General features: G+C 69.8%; 7 protein-coding genes and 1 tRNA gene. 4 read left to right on the top strand and 4 right to left on the bottom strand.

Annotated elements, in window-relative coordinates; all coding sequences use genetic code 11:
• Positions 1-393: 393 nt before the first annotated feature.
• Complete coding sequence (locus ABWO17_RS06185) at positions 394-585, top strand: hypothetical protein (RefSeq protein WP_353116698.1); 192 nt, start codon at positions 394-396, stop codon at positions 583-585.
• A gap of 237 nt (positions 586-822) precedes the next feature.
• Here ABWO17_RS06185 and ABWO17_RS06180 read toward each other — a convergent pair whose 3' ends face one another.
• From ABWO17_RS06180 to ABWO17_RS06170, 3 genes are all read right to left on the bottom strand, one after another.
• Positions 823-1,602, bottom strand: coding sequence for an exodeoxyribonuclease III (locus ABWO17_RS06180; RefSeq protein WP_353116696.1), 780 nt, complete (start codon positions 1,600-1,602; stop codon positions 823-825).
• 143 nt (positions 1,603-1,745) lie between these two features.
• A complete protein-coding gene (locus ABWO17_RS06175) occupies positions 1,746-2,222 on the bottom strand; it encodes a bacteriohemerythrin (RefSeq protein ID WP_353116694.1) in 477 nt (158 codons plus the stop codon).
• Between the two features lie 150 nt (positions 2,223-2,372).
• Positions 2,373-4,367 carry a putative bifunctional diguanylate cyclase/phosphodiesterase gene (locus ABWO17_RS06170; protein WP_353116692.1) on the bottom strand — a complete coding sequence of 665 codons (1,995 nt, stop codon included), beginning with the start codon at positions 4,365-4,367 and terminating at the stop codon, positions 2,373-2,375.
• A gap of 471 nt (positions 4,368-4,838) precedes the next feature.
• On the opposite strand from ABWO17_RS06170, the gene murJ reads away from it, so the two are divergent.
• A complete protein-coding gene (gene murJ / locus ABWO17_RS06165; protein WP_353116691.1) occupies positions 4,839-6,584 on the top strand; it encodes a murein biosynthesis integral membrane protein MurJ in 1,746 nt (581 codons plus the stop codon).
• Positions 6,585-6,727: 143 nt separating this feature from the next.
• A complete protein-coding gene (locus tag ABWO17_RS06160; RefSeq protein WP_353116690.1) occupies positions 6,728-10,153 on the top strand; it encodes an ATP-binding protein in 3,426 nt (1,141 codons plus the stop codon).
• A 282-nt stretch (positions 10,154-10,435) separates the two neighbouring features.
• On the opposite strand, the gene ABWO17_RS06155 is transcribed toward ABWO17_RS06160, so the two are convergent.
• Positions 10,436-10,511: transfer RNA gene (locus tag ABWO17_RS06155), tRNA-His, on the bottom strand.
• Positions 10,512-10,705: 194 nt separating this feature from the next.
• Between ABWO17_RS06155 and murA the strand changes: the two genes are divergently transcribed.
• Positions 10,706-11,959 carry a UDP-N-acetylglucosamine 1-carboxyvinyltransferase gene (gene murA, locus ABWO17_RS06150; protein ID WP_353116689.1) on the top strand — a complete coding sequence of 418 codons (1,254 nt, stop codon included), beginning with the start codon at positions 10,706-10,708 and terminating at the stop codon, positions 11,957-11,959.
• Positions 11,960-12,039: the final 80 nt, after the last annotated feature.

The raw sequence follows: 12,039 nt of genomic DNA, 5'->3' as shown, positions 1-12,039 counted from the left end.
CCATGTTGGTGTAAATGCAACCGCATGCGCACGCCGGGCGGGCGTCCGGGGCTCCTGCCGAACAGGAAACACTGCACGGATACCGACGGGCAAGCCGCCCTCCGGACGGTGTGGCGACCGGAACAAGGGCGAACGGACGGAATCGGGCGGGGCCGGGCGGAAGGGCCACGCTTGCATTTCGCGGCGGCTGCGGATAGGGGGGAAATTTCCCGACACCAACGGACCGCGACGGCGCAGTCAGGGTATGGCACGACGCGGCCAGAACATGACCGCGCAGCCGGAACACGACCGGACCCGCCGGACATGACCGGTCACCACGGTCGTGCCCCGGCACCGCCCGGCTTGCCTCCGGTCCGCATCCCGTCGGCCATATCGTTTTTGAGGGGGGCCTCAATGCACGAAATACGCGAAGAACTCATCCGGCTGGCCCGCGAATCGGGCTTTCCGGTACCGGTGGACGCCTCGGTGACCGAGGTGGTGCAACTGCTGGACAGCGACACGCACCTGTCGCCCGACCTGTGCGAAGCGCTGAACCACATCCTTGCCGGACTCGGCGGGGTTGCCGTTCCCGCCGCTTGCAAATAGCGCACGCCAAAGGGGCATGCCTGCCATCATCATGGCGGGCATGCCCCCTGATTTTCCGTGTGGTCCGCACCGTACCCCGCCCCCCCGTGCGTGGGGGTGAAGGCGCGCGTTCCGGTGCGCCATGCGTCGTACCGTTGCGCGCCTGTGCGTCTGCCGTGCAGTCCCGTGCGTGCGCGCAGGCCCGATGCCCGGGTTCCGGCCATCCGGCCACGGATGCGCCGCAGCAGCTCCCGCCCGCTACATGTCCACGTCCAGCGCCAGCCCCACCGGGCAGTGGTCTGACCCCATGACGTGCATGTCTATCCACGCGTCGCGCACCGCGCCGCGCAGTTCCTCGGACACGAAGAAATAGTCGATGCGCCAGCCCACGTTCCGTTCGCGGGCGCGGGTCTTGTACGACCACCACGAGTAGGCGTGGGGCGTGTCGCCCTGCACCAGCCGGAAGGTGTCCACGTAGCCCGCCGCCGTGAAGCGGTCCAGCCATGCCCGTTCGATGGGCAGGAAGCCGGAAATGTCCTCGTTGTCCTTGGGGCGCGCGAGATCGATGGGCCTGTGCGCGGTGTTGAAGTCGCCGCAGACCACGATGGGCTTGTGGCGGCGCAGCGTTTCTGCGTGGTTCAGGAAGGCGTCGTAGAAGCCCAGCTTGTAGCGCAGCCGTTCCTCGCCCTGCCCGCCGTTGGGGAAGTAGATGTTGAAGTAGTGGAAGGCCGGAAATTCCAGATGGATGCATCGGCCTTCGCCCTGCCATTGCGAGTCCGGCATGTCCAGATGCACGGCCAGCGGCTCGATGCGGCTGAACACGGCCACCCCGGAGTAGCCCTTCTTCACCTGCGAGGCCAGCCACCACGCCTTCCAGCCCTCCGGGTCGCGGTGGGCGGCGGGCACCTGTTCCGGCTCGGCCTTGGTTTCCTGAAGGCCCACGATGTGGCCGTCGCACCCGGCGAACCAGTTCCATTCCGGCTTGCCGCTCAGCGCGCGGATGCCGTTGACGTTCCAGGAATACAGCTTGAGCAGCACGGAACCTCCCTGCGTGCGGATGAATACGGACAAGACGGATGCTGCGGACGGGCCTGTCCGGCGGGGCACGGCACGAACGCGCAACGACCGCCCAAAGTGGCCGGATGCCCGTGAACGCGCCGCGCCCGGCAGGCGGGGTGGGGCTATTCCGTCGTGCCGCCCTGCCCGACCAGTTCGACCTGCCCGCCCTGCCCGACCAGTTCGGCCTGTTCGCTCGTGCCGTGCCGCAGCCGCGCCGCGTACTGCATGTCCACGCCCAGAATGTGGTCCTCGAACCACGACTTCAGGAAGTGGAACATCTCCAACGGCAGCATGGGCGGGTGGTCGTCGGCATCGAGGGCCAGGGTGAATTCGCGCACCCGCGAAAGAAATTTCAGGTGTTCGCCCTGATGATAGGCCAACAGTTCCGGCGCCACCTGGCGCACCACGGCTTCTTCCGCCGAAAAGTGCGCGGCGGCATGGGCCTTCAGGCCGGACAGCACGGCGCGCAGGCGGCTGCCTTCCTCGGGGTTGGCGGCGGCCTCGGCCATGTCGTTCAGCAGTTCGATGATGCGGGCATGCTGGGCGTCCAGTTCAGGCACGCCCACGCTGAACCGGTTGGACCACTCCACGTGACGCATGACGGCTCCTTGGATGCGTGGCGCGGGGCACAGGCCTTCCCGCGTCCGGCCAGCATACACCGTGGAAGCGCCTTGGCGAAAGGGGGTTAGCCCCGAAAGGTGATGGGGGAAAGACCTCGGTGGCCGATGCTGGCGAATCCGCGTCCGGAATCAGTGTCCCTTGGGCCGATCCACGAACAAGCCGGGCACGTCCTCGCCCGGCACGGGACGCGAGAACAGGTAGCCCTGGCCGCCCTCGCACGAAAGTTCGGACAGCATGATGCGCTGTTCCTCTTCCTCCACGCCTTCGGCCACCACGTCCAGGCCAAGGCTGTGCGCCAGCGCCACAACGGCCTGCACGATCTTGAAGTGCCCCGGCTCGCGGCACATGCGCGCCACGAAGCTCTGGTCCACCTTCAGGGTGTCGATGGGGAACTGTTGCAGGTAGCTGAGCGAGGAATACCCGGTGCCGAAGTCGTCGATGCACAGCCGCACGCCGATTTCCTTCAGCCTGCGCAACACCAGGTTGGCGTAGTCCGGGTTTTCCATCAGCATGGTTTCGGTCACTTCCAGCTTCAGGCACCGTGCGGGCAGGCCGGTTTCGCGCAGCACGGCGGCCACCTGCTCGACCAGGCCCGGCTGCGAAAGCTGCCGCGCCGAAAGGTTCACGTGCATGACCACGCCGCGCATGCTGGCCTGCTGTTCGCGCCAGGCGGCAAGGGCGCGGCACGCCTCGGCCAGCACCCAGCGGCCCATCTGGTGGATCTGCCCGGTGGACTCGGAGACGGGAATGAATTCCGACGGCCCCACGATGCCCCGCTCCGGGTGGTTCCAGCGCACCAGCGCCTCGAACCCGGTCAGCTTGCGGTCGTGCAGCGACATGATGGGCTGGTAGACCAGGAAGAATTCGTTGTTGTCCAGCGCCCGGTGCAGGTCGATTTCCAACTGCATCAGGTTCATGGCCTGTTCGAGCATGGAAGGCTGGAACACCGCCATGCCGTCGCCGCCGTGTTCCTTCACGTGGTGCATGGCGATGTTGGCGTTGCGCAGCATTTCGTCGGCGTTGCCGCCGCCCCGGTTCACCACCACGCCCACGCTGGCGGAAATGCGGATCTGGCGGCCCGCCACTTCCAGCGGCGGCTCGAGCGAGGTGCAGATGCGCCGCACCGTGACCAGGGCCTCTTCTTCGGAGCGCACCTCGTCCAGCAGCAGGATGAATTCGTCGCTGCCCAGGCGCGACACGGTGTCGATGGTGCGGATGTTCTCGGCCAGACGCCGGGCCACCTCGCGCAGCACCTGGTCGCCCGCGGCGTTGCCCATGGAATCGTTGACCACCTTGAAGCGGTCCAGGTCCAGGAAGGCCACGGCGCACACGTTGTCCGCGCCGCGCCGGGCGCGGTGCAGCGAACGGTCGATGCGGTCCAGGCACAGGGCACGGTTGGGCAACCCGGTGAGCGGGTCATGCCAGGCCTGGTGCTTCATCTGGGTGAGCATGATCTTGCGGTCGGTCACGTCGCGCCCGCTGAAGCGCACCCCCAGGGACGCGCCGTCGGCGTCGTGCAGGCGGCGGCTGGTGCAGGCCAGCCAGCGTTCGCGACCGTCCTGGGTGCGCACGCGCACCTCCACCTCCACCATTTCGGCCCCGGATGCCATCATCTCGCGGTGCTTGCGCCACAGGGGCAGGTCTTCGGGGTGCATGATGCCCTCGATGAACCGGGCGTTGGCGCGGAACGACTCCAGGGAATAGCCGGTGATGCGCTGGCAGGCGGGGGTGACGAACACCACCTTGCCGGCGGTGTCCTCCCAGCTTTCCCAGTCGGCCAGGTGATCGGCCAGCACGCGGAAGCTCTGCGCGGTGTCGCCCTCGGGCAGGGGGGACGGGGCATGCGGAAAGGGCACGGCATGGCGGGCGCGGGAGGGGGCATCGTCGAACGGCCCGGCGTCCGGAGAAATGCGAGGGGCAGCATGGGGGGGATGGTCGGGGGTCACAGCGGAAAGAGGCGCGGTGGCCGGGGGCAGGTCGGGCAGGGTGTCGGACCCGGCATCATGCGGCGTGCCGCCGGGGCGCGGGGCGTGAACATCCACCGGGTCCGGCGCCTGGCCATGCCCGGTGGCTGCGGCGTGCCACACGTTCTCCGCAGAGTCCTGTCCCTTCTGGTCGCTCACGCGGCATACCCCCTATGCCTTGCCAGCTTGCCGCGCGTGCAACGCGCGTGCGGCCCACCACGCGGGCGGCCGAAGGATGCGTGCTCGTCTGTTCATCTGCTCGTCTGTTCATCTGCTCGTCTGCTCATGCGGGGCCGCAACGGCCCGTCAGGTGGGCGTAATACAAGCCGCCGGAAATAACAACTCCCGCAACCGGACGGGGGTACATCCACCATGCGCCACAACACCCCGATTTCGCAAACTTTCGCACCGCACTGCATGGCCCTGTCCACGGCCCGGGCATGGCGATCCGGAATTTCCGGACGGTTTTCCGGTATCCGCCGCCCACATTCCGTCGCCCGCATTCCGTCGCCCGCATTCCGTCACCCGCATTTCGTCAAGGACCGCCGGGTTCCCAGGCCGGGGGTGCTGCGCTACACTGCGCGCGGGCGGCCGCGCCCCACTCCACCCGACCCCACACAAGGACCCGGCATGACGCCACCCCCAGTTCAGGCCGCCCCGATCGGCACGCCCCCCCCCAGCGCTTCCCTGGCCCGCAATGCCGCCACCGTTGCCGGGGCCACGCTGGTGTCGCGGGTGCTGGGCTACGCGCGCGATGCGCTGACCGCGCACATCCTGGGCGCGGGTGCCGGGGCGGACGCCTTTTTCGTGGCCTTCCGCCTGCCCAACCTCATGCGCCGCCTGCTCGGCGAGGGAGCGGTGTCGCTGGCGTTCACCCCCGCCTTCGTGCGCCTGCGCGAGGGCGAGGGCGATGCGCGGGCCTTTGCCTTCGGGCGCGGGGTGGTGCTGCGCGCGCTGGTACCCCTGGCCCTGCTGTGCCTGCTGGGCATGGCCCTGGCCCATCCCCTGGCCCTGCTGCTGGCCCCCGGCTTTGGCGCGCCCAGCAGCAGTCTGCCGGACGCTCCGCCGGGCGTGGCGGAGCGGGCCGCGCACCTTCTGCGCATCTGCCTGCCCTACGGGGTGGCCGCCACCTGCGCGGCGCTGTGCGCGGGCATGCTGCACGCCCACGGACGCTTTCTGCCGCCCGCGCTGGCCCCGGCGGTGCTCAACCTGGTGGTCATGGCCACCGGCGGGCTTGCCCTGGCCGGTTTCGGCGACGCAGCCACCCTGCTGGCCTGCGGCGTGCTGGCGGGCGGCGTGGCCCAATTGGGTCTGCAACTGCCCGCCCTGCACCGCCTGGGCCTGCGCTGGCGCGCCCCCCTGCCCACCCGCGACCCGCAGGCAGGTGACGCGGCCCGCGCCCTGCCCGCCGGGGTGTTCGGTGCATCCGCCCAGCAGCTCAACGTGCTGGCCTGCACCCTGCTGGCCTCGTTCCTGTCCGAAGGCAGCGTCACCGCGCTGTACTATGCGGAACGGCTGATGGAATTTCCGCTGGGGGTGTTCGGCGTGGCCGTGGGCACGGCCGCCCTGCCTGCCCTTTCCGCCCTTTCAACACAGTCCGGGCAAACCGCCAGATCGGTGCAGCCTGGGCAATCAGGGCAATCTGCCCCGTCGGCCCAGTCCGCCCCTTCTGCCCAGTCCGCCCCGTCTGCCCAGTCCGCACAGTCCGGCACCGCGCCGCCGCACGCTGCATTCCGCCGGGTGCTGGGCGACGGCCTGCGCCTGTCCCTGTTCATCAGCCTGCCCTCGGCCCTGGGCCTTGCCGCCGTGGCCGCGCCATTGGTGGCCCTGCTGTTCGGGCACGGGGCCTTTGACCGCCATGCCGTGGACGCCACGGTGGCCGCGCTGCTGGCCTACGCACCGGGCATCCCGGCCTTTGCCGTCACCCGCCCACTGCTGGCCGCCTGCAACGCCCGCCAGGCAACGGGGGCTCCGGTGGTGGCGGGGCTGGCCTCGGTGGCGGTCACGCTGGGCCTTGGCGCGCTGCTGCTGGGGCCGCTGGGGGTGGCCGGTCCCGCGCTGGCCGCCAGTTGCGCGGCATGGATCAACGCGGCCTGCCTGGTCCTGGCCTTGCGGCGGGGCGGCGTCCCCGTGGATCTGCACCCCCGCGCCGCCCTGCTGCACACGGCACTGGCCTGCGCCGCCTGCCTGCCCGCATGGTGGCTGGCGGGGGCATGTTCCGGCACGGAGTGGGCCGCGCCCACCCTGCACCCTGCCGTACGGCTGGCCCTGGGCGTGCCCCTGGCCGCCCTGCTGTACCTGGTCCTTGCACTGTGCTGCCGCAGCCATGACGCCCGCGCGCTGCTGCGCGTTGTGCGAAGCGGCAAAACAGGCTAGGCTGGCCGGGTCGCCTTTGCCCGCACCAGCTTGCGGCCAAAGGACACCATACCGCGCGCAAATGCGCAGCCGGACCACGTCCGGCAGCCAGCCCGCCAAGGCACCCGTCAGGCTTTCGCAGGGAACGCCGCAAAGGACGCCGCATGCCCCAAAAGGCCCCACGCCATCTGCTCACCGGCATCCAGACCCGGCTCGGCCTGCTGATCACGCTGGTCACCACCGTCATGCTGGTGGTGTTCATGGTCACGGACTACACCGCCGCCAGCCTCAAGCTGCATCGCGAGATCGAGGACTTCGCGCGGCGTCTGGCCGTGCGCACCGCCCGCCAGTTGCAGGTGCCCGCGTGGAATCTGGACGCCATGTCCATCTCCGCCGTCATCGCGGCGGAGATGGAGGACCAGCGGGTGTACGCGGTGGCCCTGTTCGAACGCGACGGGACCACCCTGCTCGGCGGCATGCAGCGTGACGGAGACTGGCGCCCCGTACCGTGGAGCGGCGCCATCAACGGCGACTCCGGGGGCGACTTCATCACCGAGCGCGAGGTGCTGGCCCACCACGGCGAAGAAATCGGCAGCGTGGTGGTGATGGTCTCACCGCGCGGCATCGACGACGCCCTGTCCGCCATGGTGCGCGAGAACGCCGTGCGCGTGACCCTGATGGGCTTCGTGCTGGTGGTGCTGATCATCCTCATCCTGCGGCGCACGGTGGTGGTGCCCGTGGCCGGGCTGGCCCTGGTGGCCCGCAAGGTGGCCGAAGAACGCAACTACGCCCTGCGCGCCGCCCGGCACGGCCATGACGAGATAGGCCTGCTGGTGGACGCCTTCAACACCATGCTCGAACAGGTGGAGCGCCACGAGCGCCAACTGACCGTGCAGCAGGGCGAACTGGAACGCACGGTGCGCGAACGCACCACGGCACTGGACACGGCGAAGGCCCGCGTGGAACGCGCCAGCCGCGCCAAGAACGAATTCCTGGCCGGGGTCACCCACGAATTGCGCACCCCCATGAATGCCGTCATCGGCATGGTGGATATCACCCTTTGCACCGATCTTTCGCCCAAGCAACGAGAATATCTGAACCTTGTCCGTTCATCGGCCCGCTCGCTGCTGGGCGTGGTGAACGGCGTGCTGGACTTTTCCAAGCTGGAGGCCGGGCGGCTGACCCTGGAATCCATCCCCTTCCGCACCCGCGACCTGCTGGAAGAAATCACCGACCTGTTCCATGACCGCCTGGCCATCAAGGACATCGAACTGGTGGTGGACATCGACACCGGCGTGCCTCCGGTGCTGGTGGGTGATCCGCTGCGGCTGCGGCAGGTGCTGGTGAACCTGGCCGCCAACGCCTTCAAGTTCACCGAACGGGGCGAGGTGGTCATCCGCGTGGGGCTGGCCGACACCGGGCCGGACATACTGGGAGGCGCGGGGGGCGGGGCCGGAAGCGACACGGAAGGCCCGGAGAAAGACGCGGCACCCCGCGTCCGGACCCGTGGCCCGAACGGCGGCGCGGCACTGGCCTTCTCGGTGCGCGATACCGGCATCGGCATCGCGCCGGAGGCACGCGAGCGACTGTTCGAATCGTACAGCCAGGCCGATGTTTCAGTGTCGCGCCGCTTCGGCGGCACGGGGCTTGGGCTGTCCATAGTGCGCGCGCTGGTGCAGCTCATGGGCGGCGATGTGGGCGTGGAAAGCGAGCCCGGCCGGGGCAGCACCTTCCGCTTCACCGCCCGGTTCGGGCTGCCGCACGAGCAGGAGGCGCCCGCCCCGCACCACCCGGCGCTGGAAGGAAAGCTGGCGCTGGTGGCCGAGGGCAACCCCACCTGTGCACGCGTGCTGGCCCGGCTGCTGGCGCAACTGGGGGTGCGCTGCCAGGTGGCGCCCGACGTGGCCGCCCTGCGCGCGGCGCTGCATCACGGCCCGGAGCAGGTCGCCGCCCCCGGACACATGCGGGATCACACGGTGGACCACATGATGGACCACGCGGCGGACCATGTCGTGCCCGCCCCGCACGACGACCAGGACGCCTGCCTCGCGCCAGCCGCCTGGGACTTCGTGCTCTGCGGCCTGTACCTGCCGGTCATCGGGGCCACCAACGAGGGCGCGACCGCCCCGCTGGCCGCACCGGAATGCGCAGGCGAGCAGGGCGACATCCCCAGCACATGCGCTGCCTCCACCATTCTCATGCACCTGCGCGAGGAAGGGGTGCCCGTGCCGCCGCTGCTGGTGGCTGCGGCCATGGGCCGCGAGCCGGACGCGGAAACCGCCGCCCGCCTTGGCGTGCTGGCTGTGCTGATCAAACCCGTGAAGCTGAACGCCCTGCGCGAGGCGGCCCTGCGCACCGTCAGCCCCGAACCGGAACAATGCGCCGGAACGGGTACGCGGGGCGGCGCAAAGCCCGCTGCCGGGCTGGCACCCGCCGCGCCCCGGAGCATCAATGCCAACGCTGGCACCGCCCATGCGCCGCCCGGCAAGAGAGCCCCGGCCCAGCCCGACCCGGCCCCGCCTGTACTGCTCGCCCCTGACCAGCCTGTACTGCCCGACCCGGTCCTGCATGACGCCCGCGTGCTGCTGGTGGACGACAACCCCATCAACCGCGCCGTGGCCACGGAAATGCTGCACGCCGCAGGGGTGGCGGTAGAGGCGGTTGCCTCGGGCGAGGCGGCGCTGGACACGCTGGCCCGTTCCCCCCGTCTCACTGACGGGGCGGATGCACAGGCCCCCCCCTTCGACGCCGTGCTGCTGGACATCCAGATGCCGGGCATGGACGGCTACCAGACCGCCACGGCCATCCGCGCGCGCAATGCCTCCGGCGGCCTGCGTCTGCGGCCCGGCGCCCCGGTCATTGCCTTTACCGCGCGGGTGGAAGGCGAGGATGAAGAGGCCCTGCATCGGGCGGGCATCGTCACCCGGCTGCCCAAACCCGTGGAGCGCCGGGAACTGCTGGCCACCCTGCGCCGCCACCTGCCCGCGCGCCCGGCTGCGGACGCCTCGCAATCGGACAGCACGGAATCGGGCGCGGACTCACCGGACATGCACGCCGAACGCTCCGCGTCAGCGCTCCCCACGCCGCAAACCGCCAACGGCAAGCCCGCAACGGGCCACCGCCCCGCGCCGGAAGACCTGCCCCCCTCCCTGCCGGGGCTGGACGTGACCAGCGGCGTGCGCCGCATGAACGGCAAGGCCTGGCTGTACTTGCGGGTGCTGGGCAGCTTCGTGGGCGCCTATTCCGGAGCGGGCGAGGAAATGCGGGGATTGCTGGCCGCCGCCACGAAACAGTCTGATTCCATCGGGGCGGATGCCGGTGCCGCCGCGTGGCGCACGCTGTCGGAGCGTGCCCACGCCATGGCGGGCGCGGCGGGCAGCATATCCGCCAACGAGGTGCGCGAGGCGGCCCGCGCCCTGGAGCATCTGGGCCTGCTGCTGGCGGGCGACCTGCCCCCGACCGAGGCGGATATGGGGGATGCGGCCATCGCGCGGGATGCATCCGCGCACGACCTTGTGGAGCGTTTCGACGAGGCGGTGCGCACCGCCTGCCGCAGCATCCACACCCTGCTGGATGCCCATGGCGGATAGCGCTGGCCCTGGTGCGCGGGCACATTCGGGGCGCCTCCGGGGCCGCATGCCGACCGACGATGCTCCACAAATTTCCTGAAGGAAAACGGCGCCCCGCACCGCCTGCCGCCGGTTGCGGCCATTGGTGGGGTTCCGTTCCGGGGCCGGGAAGGGTATGGTCCGCTCGACATGAGCAAGGGAAATTCCGCCCATCCGCACCGGCACGCACCGGGCTTCCGCAACCGGGCGCCGCGCCGGATTTCGGAAAAAGAAAAGCCCCGCTTGCGCGGGGCACGGAATCAATGGGGCGAATGATGGGACTTGAACCCACGGCCACCTGGGCCACAACCAGGTGCTCTGCCAACTGAGCTACATCCGCCGTAAGAGAGAGCGCATATACACCCGGCACCGGGACCGGTCAAGAGGCAATCGGCCCCTTCCGCCGCCAAATCCGGTGTTTTCCGACCGCACGGGGCAGGTACCGCCCCCCGGCCCGGGTCGGCCCGCCGCCATCGCAATCACCCGCGCGGAGCATATCCGCCGCGACTACCCGTAAAGGATACCCCCGACCACATGGACAAGCTCGTCATCCAAGGCGGCGTGCCCCTGCGCGGCACCATCGCCGTCAGCGGTTCCAAGAACGCCGCCCTGCCCATCCTGATGGCCTCGATCCTGGCCGAAGAACCCATCACCTACACCAACGTGCCGCGCCTGCGCGACATCTTCACCACCAACAAGCTGCTGGGCATCCTTGGCTGCCCGGCGGAGTTCGACGGCCACACCGTCACCGTGACCCCGTGCGACCTGAAGCCGGAAGCCCCCTACGACCTGGTGAAGACCATGCGCGCCTCGGTGCTGTGCCTTGGCCCGCTGCTGGCGCGCCTTGGCGAGGCCCGCGTGGCCCTGCCCGGCGGCTGCGCCATCGGCGCGCGCCCGGTGGACCTGCACCTGACCGCGCTGGAAAAGATGGGGGCCACCTTCGACCTCGAATCCGGCTACATCCAGGGCCATTGCAAGAAGCTGCGCGGCGCGCACATCCACTTCGACTTCCCCACCGTGGGCGGCACCGAAAACCTGCTCATGGCCGCCACCCTGGCCGAGGGCGAGACCATACTGGAAAACGTTGCCCGCGAACCGGAAGTGGTGGACCTGACCAACTTTCTCATTGCCTGCGGGGCAAAGATCGAGGGGCACGGCTCCAGCATCATCAAGGTGCAGGGCGTTGCGCGCCTTGGCGGGTGCGAATACCGCATCATGCCCGACCGCATCGAGGCGGGCACCTTCATGGTGGCGGCGGGCATCACCGGCGGCGATCTGCTGCTGACCGACTGCCCCTTCGAGGAACTGGAGGCGGTCATCGCCAAGCTGCGCGACATGGGGCTTGTGATCGAGCGCGAAGGCGCCCGCGACGTGCGCGTGACCCACAACGGGCACCTGCGCGCCCGCGACGTGACCACCCGCCCCTTCCCCGGCTTTCCCACCGACATGCAGGCCCAGCTCATGGCGCTGATGACCATTGCCAGCGGCGCGGGCGTGGTGGAGGAAACCATCTTCGAGAACCGCTTCATGCACGTGCCGGAACTGGTGCGCATGGGCGCGGACGTCAAGCTGTCCGGCCACTCCGCCATGGTGCGCGGCGTGCAGAAGCTCATCGGCGCGCCGGTCATGGCGTCGGACCTGCGGGCCAGCGCCTCGCTGGTGCTGGCGGGCCTGGCCGCCCATGGCGAAACCCATGTCCAGCGCATCTACCATCTGGATCGTGGCTACGAACGCATCGAGGATAAACTGAACGCCGTGGGCGCACGCATCACGCGCATGCCGGAATAGACGCACGCCTTCCGGGCGGGCCCGCCACGCGGCGCGGCCCGCCTTTTTTTGCACCCGACACTCCCGCAGGCACCGCCAAC

The organism is Nitratidesulfovibrio sp., from assembly GCF_040373385.1.
GTDB lineage: Bacteria > Desulfobacterota > Desulfovibrionia > Desulfovibrionales > Desulfovibrionaceae > Cupidesulfovibrio.
Note: the sequence above shows the minus strand (reverse complement) of the source record. Positions and strands in the feature narration are given on the sequence as shown.